The sequence below is a fragment of the Pseudomonas sp. 102515 genome (genome assembly GCF_031085165.1).
Classification (GTDB): domain Bacteria; phylum Pseudomonadota; class Gammaproteobacteria; order Pseudomonadales; family Pseudomonadaceae; genus Chryseomonas.
Genome location: NZ_JAVHTY010000002.1, coordinates 316811 through 331796, shown reverse-complemented (window position 1 = coordinate 331796; position 14986 = coordinate 316811). Strand labels below are relative to the sequence as shown.

Sequence of the window (14986 nt, the reverse complement as noted above, 5' to 3'; positions counted from 1 at the left end):
CCCCTTCGCTGGCCGCGCGTCGCTCCGTGGTGAACGCTATGACTTCGCATCCCTCCGCTCCGGCCGCCAAGGCGCCGGGGACGCTGCTGCAACTGCTGGCGCGGCTGCATTTCCTCATCGGCCTGTTCGTCGGCCCCTTCCTGCTGGTAGCCGCCGCCAGCGGGCTGCTCTATGCCCTCACGCCGCAACTGGAAGCACGCCTCTATGCCGAGGCCCTGCACACCCCCAGCCGTGGCGAAGCCCTGCCACTGGCCGAGCAGATCCGCGCCGCCCAGGCCGTGGCCGGTCCGGCGCTGACCCTGGGCGCGGTGCGTCCCGCCCCTGCAGCGGGTGACACCACCCGGGTGATGTTCAATGATCCGTCGCTGGGCGAATCGGCCCATCGCGCCCTCTTCGTCGATCCGGTCACCGGCGCCATCCGTGGCGACCTGACCGTCTATGGCACCAGCGGCATCCTGCCGCTACGCACAGCCATCGATCAGTTCCACCGCAGCCTGCTGCTGGGCGAACCCGGTCGTCTCTACAGCGAACTGGCCGCCTCCTGGCTGTGGGTCGCGGCCCTCGGCGGTCTCACGCTGTGGCTGGTGCGTCGTTGCCAACGCCGTCCAGCACGCGGGCTGCGCGGCCTGCACGCCAGCACCGGCGTCTGGTTGCTGAGTGGATTGCTGTTCCTGTCCGCCACCGGCCTGACCTGGTCGCGCTTCGCCGGCGACAACATCAGCGTGCTGCGCGCCCACTATGGCTGGTCCACGCCCGGCGTGAAGACCGCCCTAGGCAGCGCGCCGGCACCGGCCATGGCCCACGACGAGCACGCCGACCACCATGGCCATGGCGCCCTGCACATGGCCATGGCGCCGCCGCTGGATCCGGCCACCTTCGACCAGGTGCTGGCCAGTGCCCGCGCCGCCGGCATCGACGCCGGCAAGCTGGAGATCCGCCCGGCCCGCAGCGCCGACAAGGCCTGGACGGTCAGCGAGATCGACCGCCGCTGGCCGACCCAGGTGGACGCCGTCGCCGTCGACCCGACCAGCTTCAAGGTGGTCGACCAGGTGCGCTTCGCCCAGTACTCGTTGCCGGCCAAGCTGACCCGCTGGGGCATCGATGCCCACATGGGCGTGCTGTTCGGCCTGGCCAACCAGCTGGTGCTGGTGGCCATCGCCCTCGGCCTGCTGGTGATGACGGTCTGGGGCTACCTGCTCTGGTGGCGCCGCCGGCCCACTCGCGATCCGGCGCAACCGGGTCTGGTCGCCCTCTGGCGCCAGCTGTCGCCGCTGCCGCGCCTGCTGGTGCCTATGACAGCCCTGCTGGTCGGCCTGTGCCTGCCGGTGCTGGGTGGCAGCCTGCTGCTGTTCCTGCTGCTGGACACCCTGCTCGGCCTGCGGGGCCCTGCCCTGCGCACGGAAGCCGGTTCGGCCTGAGGTGGGGACGGGGTAATAGGGGTAGGGGTAGGGGTAGGGGTAGGGCTTCGCAGGGCGCAGCCCAACCGACGTAGCCTCCCCCTCACTCCCTCCGTGCCCATGCCGCACGCGTGGAACGCGGCATCCCGCCTGCGCCAGACCGCCCTCTCCCCTTGGGGGAGGGCTGGGGTGAGGGCCCGCGCGACATCAATCGTCACGTCAGGAACCGCACCCCAGACCATCCATCGGCATAGCCCCTTCGAGGCTGGCGCACCCCAGCGAGACGCCTATAGTTATCGCAATCCCCATCCTTCGAGGATCCGCCCATGCCCCGCCTGCTGCACGTGATAGGTTCGCCCCGCCAGCATCGCTCCGCCTCGCTGGAAGTCGCCACCGTCTTCATCCAGGCCTGGCAGGGCAAACATTCCGACGCCGAGGTCGATACCCTCGACGCCTGGCATTGCGACCTGCCAGAGTTCGACGGCCCCATCCTCGACGCCAAGTACGCCGGGATCCAGGGCGAGTCCCTCAGCACCGAGCAAGAACACGCCTGGAAAGTGGCCAAGGCGCTGGCACAGCGCTTCAAGGCCGCCGATATCCTGGTGTTCGGCGTGCCCTGCTGGAATTTCGGCATCCCCTACAAGCTCAAGCAACTGTTCGACGTGGTCAGCCAGAAGGACCTGCTGTTCACCTTCGACGACCGTGGCCTCAACGGCCTGCTCGGCGGCCGCCAGGCGCTGGTGATCGCTGCCCGCGGTGCGGCCCTGGATCGCCAGGAGCACCAGGAATCCTATCTGCGCACCTGGTGCGAAATGGTCGGCATCGACCGGATGCACACCGTGGTGGTGGAAAAGACCCTGTTCGGCCCAGAGGTCGACCAGGCTTCGCGGGACCAGGCCGGACAGGAGGCCGTGGCCCTGGTGGGCAAGCTCTGATGCCTGCTCGGTAGGGGCTATCCTCACCCCAACCCTCTCTCGGGGGCGGATCGACACGTGCGAACAATCGCGTCGGTTGGGCTGAGTACAGCGAAGCCCAACACCCCTTCTCACTCCACGCCCCTCAGCGATGCCGGGTCGTCGAGCTCAGCTTGTATCTGTCGCCCGGATGCAGCAGCCGCACATAGCTGACCAGGTGCTCGTCCGACCAGGTACGGCGGATCATCGACAGGCAGGCCGCGCCTTCGGCGATGTCCAGCCAGAGTGCGGTCTGGGCGGTGGCCAGGACCGCCTCGACGATGTGCTCCACATCGCTGATCGGACAGCTGGCCACGAGCACCTCGTTGGGCGTCTGGCGGCTGAAGTCGCTATCCAGGTAGTGCGGCACCCAGCGCGGATTGACGTAACGATCCTCCAACTGGATGGGCAGACCGTTCTCGCGATGCACCAGGATACTGTGAAACACCTGGCTGCCGATCCGCAGCCCCAGACGCAGGGCCACCTCGTCGTCGGCGGCGATGGCCTCGCTGCGCAGCACCTCGTTGGAGTACGCATGCCCCCGGGCGCGCACCTCGGTGGCGATGTTCATCACCTCGTGCAGCGAGGACTCGGCCTTGCGCTCGATGACGAAGGTGCCGAGGCCGGCCTGACGCATCAGATAGCCCTGCTGCACCAGCCGGGTGATGGCCTTGTTGGCGGTCATGCGGCTGACCGCGAAATCCCGCGCCAGTTGTTCCTCGGTAGGAATCTGGTGATGCACCGGGTAGGCACCACCCTGGATGCGTTCGAGCAGGAAGTCCTCGATCACCTTGTAGCGCGGGGGTGTCGTGCTGCTCACGCGAACTCCAGGCCGGAAAATGGGAAGCCGATGATAACGCGCGGTCCGGCGCTGCGGTTGCCGGACCACGTCTGCCTCAGAGACTGGGCAGCAGCCGCGGCGTGACCAGCGCGTTCAGACAGCCGCTGGCCAGCAGCGCGCTGGCCGCCTCGATGTCCGGGGCGAAGAAGCGGTCTTCCTGGTAGTAGGGCACCTGCTCGCGCAGCAGGCTGCGCGCCCTTTCCAGTCGTTCCGAACTCTTCAGGCCATGCCGGAAGTCCAGGCCCTGGCAGGCGCCCAGCCACTCGATGGCGAGGATGCCGCGCACGTTCTCGGCCATGGCCCACAGCCGCTTGCCGGCGTTGGGCGCCATGGACACGTGGTCTTCCTGGTTGGCCGAGGTGGGCAGGCTGTCGACGCTGGCCGGATGCGCCAGCGCCTTGTTGTCGCTGGCCAGGGCCGCGGCGGTGACCTGGGCGATCATGAAACCGGAGTTGACCCCGCCATTTTCCACCAGGAAGGGCGGCAGCTGGGACATGTGCCGGTCCATCATCAGCGAGATGCGCCGCTCCGACAGGGCGCCGATCTCGGCCAGTGCCAGGGCCAGGTTGTCGGCGGCCATGGCCACCGGCTCGGCGTGGAAGTTGCCGCCGGAGATGACGTCGCCCTCCTCCGCGAATACCAGGGGGTTGTCGGACACGGCGTTGGCCTCCACCTCCAGCACCTCGGCGGCCTGACGCAACTGGGTCAGGCAGGCGCCCATCACCTGGGGCTGGCAGCGCAGCGAATAGGGGTCCTGGACCCTGTCGCAATCGGCGTGAGAGCGGGACACCTCGCTGCTGGCGGTGAGCAGTTCGCGATAGGCCGCGGCCACGTCGATCTGGCCGCGCTGGCCCCGCGCGGCATGGATGCGTGCATCGAAGGGCGCCCGGGAACCGAGCATGGCCTCGACGCTCAGGCCGCCGCAGACCGTGGCCGCGGCGAACAGGTCTTCGCCCTCGAACAGCCCACGCAAGGCATAGGCGGTGGACACCTGGGTGCCATTGAGCAGCGCCAGGCCCTCCTTGGCCGCCAGGGTCAGGGGCGCCAGGCCCGCCACCGCCAGCGCCTCGCGGGCCGGCAGCCACTGGTCCCGGTGGCGCGCCTTGCTCTCGCCGATCAGCACCAGCGACAGGTGCGCCAGCGGCGCCAGGTCACCCGAGGCCCCCACCGAGCCCTTGAGCGGAATGTGCGGATAGACCTCGGCATTGATCAGGGCGATGAGGGCTTCGATGACCTGGCGGCGAATGGCGGAGAAACCGCGGGCCAGGCTGTTGACCTTGAGCAGCATGATCAGCCGCACCAAGTCGTCGTCCAGCGCCTCGCCCACGCCGGCGGCATGGGACAGCACCAGGGAGCGCTGCAGCTTTTCCAGGTCCGCCGGCGCGATCCGCGTCGAGGCCAGCAGGCCGAAGCCGGTGTTGATGCCATAGGCGGTCCGGCCTTCGGCCAGGATGTTTTCCACGCAGACCACGCTGGCGTCGATGGCGGCATGGGCCGCCGGATCCAGTTCGACGCGCAGCGGCTGCTGATAGGCCTGGCGCAGCTGGGCCAGGTCGAGGGTACCGGGGTTCAGGATCAGGGTGTTCATCGATCAGACTCCTTTGCCGATCATGGGCAGATTCAGGCCCTGCTCACGGGCGCAGTCGATGGCGCTGGCGTAGCCGGCGTCGGCGTGGCGCATCACCCCGGTGGCTGGGTCGTTGTGCAGCACCCGGGCGATACGGACGGCGGCGGCGTCGGTGCCGTCGCAGACGATGACCATCCCGGAATGTTGGGAAAAGCCCATCCCTACCCCGCCGCCGTGGTGCAGCGAGACCCAGGTAGCGCCGCTGGCGGTGTTGAGCAGGGCGTTCAGCAGTGGCCAGTCGGAGACGGCATCGGAGCCGTCCTGCATGGCCTCGGTCTCGCGGTTGGGGCTGGCCACCGAGCCGCTGTCCAGGTGGTCGCGCCCGATGACGATGGGCGCCTTGAGTTCGCCGCTGCGCACCATCTCGTTGAAGGCCAGGCCCAGCTTGGCGCGCAGGCCCAGGCCGACCCAGCAGATGCGGGCCGGCAAGCCCTGGAAGGCGATGCGCTCGCGGGCCATGTCCAGCCAGCGGTGCAGGTGGGCGTCGTCGGGGATCAGTTCCTTGACCTTGGCGTCGGTGCGATGGATGTCCTCGGCATCGCCCGACAGCGCGGCCCAGCGGAAGGGACCTATGCCGCGGCAGAACAGCGGACGGATATAGGCCGGCACGAAACCCGGGAAGGCGAAGGCATCGGCGACGCCGGCTTCCTGGGCCATCTGGCGGATGTTGTTGCCGTAGTCGAAGGTCGGGATGCCCTGGCGCTGGAAATCCAGCATGGCCTGGACGTGCACGGCCATCGACTGCTTGGCTGCGGCGACCACGGCAGCCGGATCGGTCTGGGCGCGATCACGATACCGCTCCCAGCTCCAACCGGCCGGCAGGTAGCCGTTGAGTGGATCGTGGGCGCTGGTCTGGTCGGTGACCATATCCGGGCGCACGCCGCGGCGGACCAGTTCGGGCAGGATCTCGGCGGCGTTGCCCAGCAGGGCGACGGAAACCGCGGCGCCGGCGGCGGTGTGCCGGGCGATGCGCGCCAGGGCGTCGTCCAGGTCGCTGGCCTGTTCGTCCACATAGCGGGTCTTGAGGCGGAAATCGATACGGCTCTGCTGGCACTCGATATTCAGCGAACAGGCGCCGGCCAGGGTCGCGGCCAAGGGCTGGGCACCGCCCATGCCACCCAGGCCGGCGGTCAGGACCCAGCGTCCGCGCAGGTCACCCTGGTAGTGCTGGCGCCCGGCCTCGACGAAGGTCTCGTAGGTCCCCTGGACGATGCCCTGGCTGCCGATGTAGATCCAGCTGCCGGCGGTCATCTGGCCGTACATGGCCAGGCCCTTGGCATCCAGTTCGTTGAAGTGCTCCCAGCTGGCCCAGTGCGGCACCAGGTTGGAGTTGGCGATCAGTACTCGCGGGGCGTCGGCGTGGGTCTTGAACACCCCGACCGGCTTGCCCGATTGCACCAGCAGGGTCTCGTCGTCGCCCAGCGCCTTGAGGCTCTCGACGATCTTGTCATAGCATTCCCAATTGCGCGCCGCCCGGCCGATGCCGCCATAGACGACCAGCGCCTCGGGGTTCTCCGCGACCGCGGGATCGAGATTGTTCATCAGCATGCGCAGCGGCGCCTCGGTCAGCCAGCTCCTGGCATTCAACTGGGTGCCGCGGGGGGCGCGAATCTCACCTTCACGAAAGCGGGTCATGGAATCTTCCTCTCTTGTTGTTCGCGGCAGGCTCTAGAGGTCCAGTGCCAGGGTATGGATCAGTCGCGCCGCGACCCGGGCCGTGCGGCCGTCCTGGTCGAGTGCGGGGTTGAGTTCGGCCACGTCGGCCAGGCGCAGCTTGCCGCTGGCCTTGAGCCGGCGGATCAGCGGTTCCAGCAGTGTGAGGCTCACACCATGGGCGGCAGGCGCGCTGACCCCGGGCGCCTCGCCCGCGGGCAGCACGTCCAGGTCGAAGGTCACGTAGAGGGCATCGCAACCGTCCGCGAAGGCGTCCAGTTCGGCGCAGATCCGTTCCAGGCTGCCTTCGCGAATCTCGTGGTCCTGGCGAATCAGCACGCCCAGTTCGGCGGCACGTCCGAGCAAGGTGCGAGTATTGGCGGCGAGGCTCAGCCCCAGACAAGCGTAGTGGAAGGGCCAGCCGTGGGTAGCGCAGTGGGCGGCGATCTGGGCGAAGGGCGTACCGGAGGTGGGCCCCCGAGTCGGATCGCGCAGGTCCAGGTGGGCGTCGAAATTGACGATGCCGATGCGCGGCTTGGGCACGGTTCTGGCCAGGTGCAGCGCCAGGCCCGACCAACTGGCCCAGGCCACCTCGTGACCGCCACCCAGCACCAAGGGCAGGTGAGCTGTCTCCAGCAACCGGCATACACCGTCAGCGAGACGTTGCTGAGCGCCTTCCAGATCGCCGTCAGTACAGCAGACATCGCCGGCGTCATAGGCCGGCCCCTGCCGCTGCCAGGCCACATTGGCCAGGGCACGCCGCAGGGCGACAGGCCCCTCGGCAGCACCCACGCGCCCCTGGTTGCGCCGTACGCCTTCGTCACAGGCGAAGCCCAGCAGCGCCACGCCGGGCGCGCTGTCCGCGGCCAGCGGCTGGATGCACTGGTGCCAGCGCACGGCGTCGGCTTCCGGATCGATACGGCCGGTCCAGAACTCCAGGGTCTGGCGATCAGCGAACATGCTGCACCTCCCCGGCAAAGACGCGCTGCCGCAAGCGACCCGGACGCACCTCGTAGGCCAGCTCCGCCGGCTGGCCGACGTCCCACAGGCAGAGATCCGCCGGGGCGCCGACCTGGATACGTCCAAGTTCCGGACGACCCAGGGCCTGGGCCGCATGGACGGTCATACCAGCCAGGGCTTCGCGTGGCGTGAGGCGAAACAGGGTGCAGCCCAGGTGGGCGATCAGGGTCGGCAGATAGAGCGGCGAGGTGCCGGGATTGGCGTCGCTGGCCAAGGCCATGGGCACCCCGTGCCGCCGCAGCAGTTCGACCGGTGGATGCTGGGTTTCGCCCAGCATCAGGAAGGCACCGGGCAGGAGCACGGCGACGGTGCCGGCAGCCGCCAGGGCGCGTACCCCGGCTTCGTCGAGATACTCCACATGGTCCGCCGACAACGCTCCCAGCCGCGCGGCCAGCGCGCTGCCGCCCAGATTGGACAGCTGCTCGGCATGGGCCTTGATCGGCAGACCGTGGTCGCGCGCCGCCAGGAAGACCCGCTCACACTGGGCCGGCGAAAAAGCGATGCCCTCACAGAAGACGTCCACCGCATCGGCCAGACCCTCGGCCACCGCGGCCGGAATCAGCTCTTGGCAGACCAGCTCGACGTAGCCGTCGGCATCGCCCTGGAATTCCGGCGGCACGGCATGGGCGCCCAGCAGCGTGGTGATCACCCGGACCGGCAGCGCCTCACCCAACCGGCGAGCGACGCGCAGCAGCTTGAGTTCGTCGGCCACCGTCAGGCCATAGCCGGACTTGATCTCCACGGTGGTGACACCCTCGTCGAGCAGCGCCCGCAAGCGCGGTCGGGCGACGGCGAATAATTCCGCCTCGCTGGCCGCCCGCGTCGCGCGCACCGTACCCAGGATGCCGCCGCCGGCACGGGCGATCTCGGCGTAGCTCGCCCCTTCCAACCGCTGCTCGAATTCCCCGGCACGCTGGCCGGCGTGGACCAGGTGGGTGTGGCAATCCACCAGCCCGGGCGTCAGCACCCCGCCCTGCCCCACGACCTCGGCACCTTCGCCCAGCTCGCCGTGAAAGTCGGCTTCCGGCCAGAGCCCGGTAATACGATCGCCCGCAACCCGAACCGCCGTGGGCGTGGGCCAGGTCTGCTGGCCGTCGAACAGGGTGACGTTACGCCAGAGCAGCGGTTGGGGAGCGATGGCGGGCATGAGGACCTCTCCTATTAATGTATATACATTTAATCGAGAGATCGATAACCGTCAAGCAAGGCCAATCGTTCCTTCCTGTCGCTCCAGCCAAGATGGCTCCGCCGGTGGGCGCTGGCGAAGCGGGGACAGAAAGGTGTTATCGACGTTTTTGTATAGACAAATACGAAGAAATCAGCTGGCGCAGCAACGCCAGGCCGAGAGCGACACGATGCTACAGCGGCGTCACCGTCACCTCGACCACCGGATCGTGGTCGCCGCCGCCGAGGATCACCCCGCGCAGTGGCGACACATCGGTGAAGTCGCGGCCCCAGGCCAGGGTGATGTGCTCGAGATCCGGCAGAACATCGTTGGTGGGATCGAAGTCGACCCAGCCCAACCGCGGGCAATGCACGCTGACCCAGGCGTGGGAGGCATCGGCGCCGATCAGCCGCGGTTTTCCAGGGGGCGGACGGGTCAGCAGATAGCCACTGACATAGCGCGCCACCAGCCCCAGGGCACGCAGGCAGGCCAGCATCAGGTGAGCGAAGTCCTGGCAGACGCCATGGCGATGCTCCAGCACCTCGCGCAGGGGCGTCGCCACCTGGGTGGCGGTGGCATCGAAGCGGAATTCGCGGTGGATCTTTTCCATCAGCGCCCGGCAGCCCAGCAGCAGGGGGCGGCCCGGTGGGAAGCAGTCTTCGGCAAAGCGGGCGAAAATGCCATCCAGGGGTACCGCCGGCGATTCGAAGCGGAAGTGATGGATGTCCAGCGGCACCCGGGCAGCGGGATAGCGCAGGCCGTCGCGCACCCCTTCCCAGGGAGGCGAATCCGCTAGCCCGAGACCGGCGCGCGAGTCCACTTCCACCTCCAGCTCGGTGCCGACATAGAGTTCGTCGTGGGGCCGCTCGAAGGACAGCCGGGTCAGCGGATTGCCGAAGGCGTCCCAGGCGTCCTGGCGCTGGGTCGGCTGCGGCAGGATCACCAGTTGCCGGGACAGGCAGCGCTGCCAGGCGCAGTCACGCGGCAACAGGTGCAGCAGCTGCTGCGACAGCGACACCGGCGCCTCGTAGCGATAGTGGGTGTCGTGCTGGATGCGGTAGCGGACCTGGTTCATCACATGGACACCGTGCGCTGGCTGACCGCATCGACATGGGCGAAGCAGCGATAGATGACCCGCTCGGACAGCTGGCTGCTGGCCTCGGCGATCTGCCGCAACAGACGCGCCAGTCCCTGCTGCACCTCGACCCGGCCGGCGTCGCCGAACAGGGTGTTCTCCAGGGTGCCGAGGTCGAAGCGGCGCAGGCGATCGTAGGCATCGTGCAGTGCCGGATCGCGGGGCAGGCCGTAATAGCGTTCCAGGTGCTCCACGGCGTTGATCAGCGCATGCAGCTGGAAGCGGATCGAATAGGGGTTGTGCTCGTGCAGCATCAGCAGGTCCAGCACCGGGATCAGCTGGGGCGCCGCCTGGTAGCGCGAGCGATAGGTGATGATGCTGTTGCCCAGTTCCAGCAGCCATTCCAGGCCCGCCGCATCCCAGGTGGCGCCCCCTTCGAGGAAGTGCGCCAGGCTGCCGGCGAGGAATTGCACCCGCTCGATGCGCCGGCCGATCATCAGGAAGCGCCAGCTCTCGTCGTGGGTCATGTCGTCGAAGGTGAAGCCGGCCACCGCCGCCAGCGCCATCACCAGGCGGTTGAGACTCTGCAGCGCCTCGCCCGGCTCGCTGCCGACCTGGCCCAGGCCATGGGCCTCACGCTCCACCTCGCGGATGGCGCGCCAGTTCTCCGGCGACAGCCGTCCGCGCACCTGGGCCGCGGCCCAGTGCAACCGTTGCAGATTGGCGCCCAGGCCGCTGGGAAAGTCACCAGGCCCCAGGGCGGCGTGCAACTGCTCCGCCAGCCGGCCGCCCGCCGGCAGCCATTCCAGGGCCGTGGCCAGGTCGATGGCCGACTGCACCGCCGGCCCGCCGTCATCGGCGTCCAGGTAGCGACTCAGGACGATCCGCAACAGGCGCGCGGCATCTTCGCAGCGCTCGCTGTAGCGACCGTACCAGAACAGGTTCTCGGCGGTGCGCGAGGGCAGGAAGGGGTCCTTGCGCACCAGGTCGCGCACCCCCAGCACCCGCGCCCCGGGCACCTCGGCGGCAGCGCGGCTGCCGCCCAGCACCCAGGTGTCCTTGCTCGACCCGCCACGCTGCATGGACACCACCGCGGCGCCTTCGTGGGCGACCCGCGTCAGGCCGCCGGGCATCACCCAGTAGCCGTCTTCGCTGGCCACCGCATAGACCCGCATGCCGATGGCCCGCGACTGCAGACTGCCGCCCTGCCAGACCGGCGCCTGGGACAGCTGGATGCGCTCCTGGGCGACATAGGCATGGGGCGTGGCCAGGATGCGCGCGCGCAGCTCGGCCAGCCCCGCGGCATCCAGCGCCTTGCCGAACACCGGCTCGAAGCCCCGCGCCGGATAGGCCGGCTTGATCACCAGCTCCGCCAGCCGCGCCAGGGCCGCCTCCCGCACCGGCGTCTCGCCGCACCACCAGGTGGCGACGGAGGGCAACGCCAGGGTCTCGCCCAGCAGCGCCTGGCAGACGCCGGGCAGAAAGCCCAGCAGGCCGGGCGATTCCAGCAGCCCGCTGCCCAGGGCATTGGCCATGATGACGTTGCCCTGGCGCACCGCTTCCAACAGGCCCGGCACCCCCAAGGCGGAATCCGTGCGCAATTCCAGCGGATCGCAGAAGTCGTCGTCCAGCCGACGGAACACCGCATGGACACGCCTCAGTCCGCTCAGGGTCTTCAGATAGAGGCAGGCATCGCGCACCGTGAGGTCCTGGCCTTCCACCAGCGGAAAGCCCAGTTGCCGCGCCTGGTAGAGGTGCTCGAAGTAGGTTTCGTTGTAGCGTCCCGGCGTCAGCAGCACCGCCAGCGGCGCCTCCTCGCCGGTGTCCAGGCCCGTGCTCAGGGTGCGTTGCAGCGCCTGGAAGTAGCCGTTGAGCGGCTGGACCTGCAGATCGCGGTGCAACTCCGGAAAGGCCCGCGCCACGATATGGCGATTCTCCAGGGCATAACCGGCGCCGGAGGGCGCCTGGGTGCGATCGGCCAGCACCCACCAGCGACCATCGGGGGCGCGCGCCAGATCCACCGCATAGACGTGCAGCCAGGTATCGCCCGGCGGGCGCAGGCCCTGGCAGGCCCAGAGAAAGTTGTTGTGACCGAACACCAGCTCCGGCGGCAGCAACCGCTCGTGCAGCAGGCGCTGTTCGCCATAGAGATCGCCCAGTACCCGGTTCAGCAATCGGGCCCGCTGCGCCACGCCGGCCGCCAGGGGTGCCCACTCCTCCGCCGAGATCAGTTGCGGCAGCAGGTCCAGCGCCCAGGGTCGGTCGCTGCCCTTGGGATCGGCGTAGACGTTGTAGGTGACACCGTTTTCCTGGATCTGCCGGGCGATCAACGCCTGGCGCTGGTCGAGCTGCGCGAGTCGCAGTCCGGCCAGGTGGCCGTAGAAGCGGCGCCAGGGCGGCCGCACGCCACCCCGCGGACTCCAGAGTTCGTGGTAGCTGCCAGTCATGTCGCTGGGATTGCGGGAAGCGTTCGGGGGCATGGTCGGAGGACGGCTGACAGGGTACGCAGGCAGGTTCGGCGGGGTCGCGTCGACGGGCGCGCCAGGACGCACGCGCCGGTCTCGACCGGTAACCTAGGGTAGTGATGTGCGCCGGGATGCGCCACCGCTAACGCCGGCCACCGCTGCCAGCGGAGCGTCGTCCAGTGCGGGAACCCATCCTAGAGCCCTCGCCGACCGTCCCAGGCGACGAACAACCCGGAACTCCAGGTCGGGCCGCTCTACTAAACCGCTAGCAAGACGCCGGCGCTCCGCCGGCGTCCGACGCGGCCGCTCTCGCCAGGTATTCCCATGCGCAATTTTCTCGGAAGCTACAGTTCGAATCGTCAGCAACGCAATGCCCTGCGCGCCTTGCCCGTCCAGCGCAAGGTCGCCAACTGCACCTGCGGCCAGGCCATCTTCTTTCCCAACAGCGAGTGCCTGGCCTGCGGCAACGCCCTGGGCTACGCCCCGGACCAGGGAACGCCGACGGCGCTGCTGCCGGGCGAAGGCGGCCTCTGGCAATTGCCCGAGGCGACCAGCGCGCTCTATCGCCGCTGCGCCAACCTGGACACCCCCGCCGCCTGCAACTGGCTGGTACCGGCCGACTCGGGAGAGACCTTCTGCGTAGCCTGTCAGCTCAACCACACCATCCCGGATCTGTCCTTCGACGGCAACGGCGAGCGCTGGCGCAAGCTGGAGCTGGCCAAGCGGCAACTGGTCGCCCAGCTACTGGGCCTGGGGCTGCAGGTGATCCCCCAGACCGTGGATGCCGAGCATGGACTCGCCTTCGATTTCCTCGCCCCCGACGCCACCGGCACCCCTACCACGGGGCACGCCAATGGCCTCATCACCCTGAACATCCTCGAAGCGGACGATGCCCACCGAGAAAAGGTCCGCGCCGACCTGCACGAACCCTATCGCACCCTGCTCGGCCATTTCCGCCACGAAGTCGGCCACTACTATTTCGATCGCCTGGTCGCCGGCACCGACTGGGAGGAGCCCTTCCGCGCCCTGTTCGGTGACGAGCGCGCCGACTATGGCCAGGCCCTGCAGCGCCACTATGAGCAGGGTGCGCCAGTAGGTTGGGAAAGCCATTACGTCAGCGCCTACGCCACCATGCACCCCTGGGAGGACTGGGCGGAGACCTGGGCGCATTACCTGCACATGATGGATACCCTGGCCACCGCCGCCAGCCTGGGCATGAACGCCGGCAGCCTGCAGCTGGACTTCCAGCCGTTCACCCGCGACGCGTTGTACGAGGCCGAGGATCGCAGCGACGACGAATTCCTCGGCTTCGCCAATGCCTGGATCGAACTGGCGGCCATGCTCAATGAACTGTCCCGCAGCATGGGCCAGCCGGACTTCTATCCCTTCGCCCTGCCCGCCCCGGTGATCGCCAAGCTGCACTTCATCCACAAGGTCATCCATTCGGCCCATCCCAGCGTGCTGGAACAGGGCCTGGCCGCGGACGACACGACGGCGGGTGCCACCCTGGGCGCCACCCTGTGATCCTCGTCCTGCTCAACCGAGCAGGACGATGCCCCAGACCGCGGCGATGATGAGCATGGCCACGAATTGCGCAGCGCTGCCCAGATCCTTGGCGTTCTTCGACAGTTCGTGCCAATCCAGGGAAATGCGATCCACCACCGCCTCGATGGCGGCGTTGAACAGTTCGACCACCAACGACAGCAGGCAGACCGCCACCAGCAGCGCCCGCTCGCCGCGACTCACGTCCAGCCAGAAAGCCAGGGGCACCAGCACCACGTTGAGCGTCACCAGCGAACGAAAGGCCGCTTCCTGGCGAAAGGCCGTGCGCAGCCCGGCCAGGGAATAGCCAGTGGCGTTGATGACCCGGCGCAGACCGGTCTTGCCTTTGTAGGGAGAGATCACCGAAAGCTCCATCCAGCAGGGGCGAACCGCCGACGCACGTGGACGGCAGGTAGGGAAAGGGGAAAGCGGGCAGTCACGCCCACGCCGGGCGCCGCTGCCTGCGGAAATCAGCCGGAGGTGCTCTCCAGCTGCTGCAGCAGCAGGGCCGCCTGAGTGCGGGTGCGGACGCCGAGTTTACGAAAGATGGCCGTGGCATGGGCCTTGACCGTGGCTTCGGAGACATTCAGCTCGAAGGCGATCTGCTTGTTGAGCAGCCCCTCGCAGAGCATGGTCAGCACGCGGAACTGCTGCGGGGTGAGGCTGGCGAGTCCGGCGCTGGCGGCCTTGGCTTCCTCGCTCAGGACGGCGGCGCCTTCGACCTGGGGCGGCCACCAGGTATCACCGTCCAGTACCTGGCTGACCGCCTGCTGCAGGGTGCTCAGATCGCTGGACTTGGGAATGAAGCCACTGGCGCCGAATTCCCGGGCGCGTTGCACCACGGCCGGTTCTTCCTGCGCCGAGATCATCACCACCGGCACCTGGGGATACTGGCCGCGCAGGAGGACCAATCCGGAAAAGCCATAGGCACCGGGCATGTTGAGATCGAGCAGGACCAGATCCCAGTCGGTGCGTTCGGCCAGGCAAGCCTGGAGCTCGGCGATGTCGGCCACCTCGGTGAGCCGTGCCTGGGCGCCCAGGCCCAGGGTCAGGGCCTGCTGCAGCGCGCTGCGAAACAGCGGATGATCGTCGGCGATCAGTATCTGGTAGGCAGCCGCCATGGTGTAGCTTTCCTTGTTGTCGTGAGCGCCCACGTTGACCAGGGAGCTGGCGCACGGGCTGCACGCAAGCATGCCGAACGGCGCGGACGGGAGCAAGGCCGGGCGGACCGCGGACGGTAGGCAAGGC

The 14986-nt window shown here is 68.5% G+C and carries 12 protein-coding genes; 3 read left to right on the top strand and 9 right to left on the bottom strand.

Features of this window, described 5'->3' with window-relative positions:
- Nucleotides 1-38 precede the first annotated feature (38 nt).
- Together RCF34_RS08510 and RCF34_RS08505 are read left to right on the top strand one after the other, a co-directional pair.
- Complete coding sequence (locus RCF34_RS08510) at nucleotides 39-1418, top strand: PepSY-associated TM helix domain-containing protein (RefSeq protein WP_308707780.1); 1380 nt, start codon at nucleotides 39-41, stop codon at nucleotides 1416-1418.
- Between the two features lie 305 nt (nucleotides 1419-1723).
- On the top strand, nucleotides 1724-2332 hold the full coding sequence (locus tag RCF34_RS08505) for an NAD(P)H-dependent oxidoreductase (protein WP_308707779.1): 609 nt from the start codon (nucleotides 1724-1726) through the stop codon (nucleotides 2330-2332).
- A 124-nt stretch (nucleotides 2333-2456) separates the two neighbouring features.
- Here RCF34_RS08505 and hutC read toward each other — a convergent pair whose 3' ends face one another.
- The 7 genes from hutC to RCF34_RS08470 all read right to left on the bottom strand — a co-directional run bounded on the left by hutC (nucleotide 2457) and on the right by RCF34_RS08470 (nucleotide 12211).
- On the bottom strand, nucleotides 2457-3170 hold the full coding sequence (hutC, locus tag RCF34_RS08500) for a histidine utilization repressor (RefSeq protein ID WP_308707778.1): 714 nt from the start codon (nucleotides 3168-3170) through the stop codon (nucleotides 2457-2459).
- A 76-nt stretch (nucleotides 3171-3246) separates the two neighbouring features.
- Complete coding sequence (hutH, locus tag RCF34_RS08495; protein ID WP_308707777.1) at nucleotides 3247-4779, bottom strand: histidine ammonia-lyase; 1533 nt, start codon at nucleotides 4777-4779, stop codon at nucleotides 3247-3249.
- A gap of 3 nt (nucleotides 4780-4782) precedes the next feature.
- Nucleotides 4783-6453 carry a urocanate hydratase gene (hutU, locus tag RCF34_RS08490; RefSeq protein WP_308707776.1) on the bottom strand — a complete coding sequence of 557 codons (1671 nt, stop codon included), beginning with the start codon at nucleotides 6451-6453 and terminating at the stop codon, nucleotides 4783-4785.
- Between the two features lie 33 nt (nucleotides 6454-6486).
- Entirely contained in the window at nucleotides 6487-7431 is a 945-nt protein-coding gene (gene hutG / locus RCF34_RS08485; protein WP_308707775.1) for a formimidoylglutamase, read from the bottom strand.
- Nucleotides 7421-8638 (bottom strand): imidazolonepropionase, encoded by a 1218-nt coding sequence (gene hutI / locus RCF34_RS08480; protein WP_308707774.1) that lies wholly within the window; start codon nucleotides 8636-8638, stop codon nucleotides 7421-7423. Before hutI ends, hutG begins: the two co-directional genes overlap by 11 nt.
- A 211-nt stretch (nucleotides 8639-8849) precedes the next feature.
- Nucleotides 8850-9731, bottom strand: a complete 882-nt coding sequence (locus RCF34_RS08475) for a transglutaminase family protein (RefSeq protein ID WP_308707773.1) — start codon at nucleotides 9729-9731, stop codon at nucleotides 8850-8852.
- Nucleotides 9731-12211 (bottom strand): circularly permuted type 2 ATP-grasp protein, encoded by a 2481-nt coding sequence (locus RCF34_RS08470; RefSeq protein WP_308707772.1) that lies wholly within the window; start codon nucleotides 12209-12211, stop codon nucleotides 9731-9733. Before RCF34_RS08470 ends, RCF34_RS08475 begins: the two co-directional genes overlap by 1 nt.
- A 309-nt stretch (nucleotides 12212-12520) precedes the next feature.
- Here RCF34_RS08470 and RCF34_RS08465 point away from each other — a divergent pair, with 309 nt between their 5' ends.
- Complete coding sequence (locus RCF34_RS08465; protein ID WP_308707771.1) at nucleotides 12521-13720, top strand: putative zinc-binding peptidase; 1200 nt, start codon at nucleotides 12521-12523, stop codon at nucleotides 13718-13720.
- Nucleotides 13721-13732: 12 nt separating this feature from the next.
- Here the strand turns inward: RCF34_RS08465 and RCF34_RS08460 are convergent, their stop codons facing one another.
- Both RCF34_RS08460 and erdR read right to left on the bottom strand, forming a co-directional pair.
- Entirely contained in the window at nucleotides 13733-14113 is a 381-nt protein-coding gene (locus tag RCF34_RS08460) for a diacylglycerol kinase (protein ID WP_308707770.1), read from the bottom strand.
- Between the two features lie 95 nt (nucleotides 14114-14208).
- Nucleotides 14209-14859, bottom strand: a complete 651-nt coding sequence (gene erdR, locus RCF34_RS08455) for a response regulator transcription factor ErdR (RefSeq protein ID WP_278439628.1) — start codon at nucleotides 14857-14859, stop codon at nucleotides 14209-14211.
- Nucleotides 14860-14986 lie beyond the last annotated feature (127 nt).

Bases quoted from the DNA above. Each gene is read 5' to 3' on its own strand.
- RCF34_RS08510 (WP_308707780.1), top strand. From the start codon at position 39: ATGACTTCGCATCCCTCCGCTCCGGCCGCCAAGGCGCCGGGGACGCTG.
- RCF34_RS08505 (WP_308707779.1), top strand. From the start codon at position 1,724: ATGCCCCGCCTGCTGCACGTGATAGGTTCGCCCCGCCAGCATCGCTCC.
- hutH (WP_308707777.1), bottom strand. From the start codon at position 4,779: ATGAACACCCTGATCCTGAACCCCGGTACCCTCGACCTGGCCCAGCTG.
- hutU (WP_308707776.1), bottom strand. From the start codon at position 6,453: ATGACCCGCTTTCGTGAAGGTGAGATTCGCGCCCCCCGCGGCACCCAG.
- hutG (WP_308707775.1), bottom strand. From the start codon at position 7,431: ATGTTCGCTGATCGCCAGACCCTGGAGTTCTGGACCGGCCGTATCGAT.
- hutI (WP_308707774.1), bottom strand. From the start codon at position 8,638: ATGCCCGCCATCGCTCCCCAACCGCTGCTCTGGCGTAACGTCACCCTG.
- RCF34_RS08475 (WP_308707773.1), bottom strand. From the start codon at position 9,731: ATGAACCAGGTCCGCTACCGCATCCAGCACGACACCCACTATCGCTAC.
- RCF34_RS08470 (WP_308707772.1), bottom strand. From the start codon at position 12,211: ATGCCCCCGAACGCTTCCCGCAATCCCAGCGACATGACTGGCAGCTAC.
- RCF34_RS08465 (WP_308707771.1), top strand. From the start codon at position 12,521: ATGCGCAATTTTCTCGGAAGCTACAGTTCGAATCGTCAGCAACGCAAT.
- RCF34_RS08460 (WP_308707770.1), bottom strand. From the start codon at position 14,113: ATGGAGCTTTCGGTGATCTCTCCCTACAAAGGCAAGACCGGTCTGCGC.
- erdR (WP_278439628.1), bottom strand. From the start codon at position 14,859: ATGGCGGCTGCCTACCAGATACTGATCGCCGACGATCATCCGCTGTTT.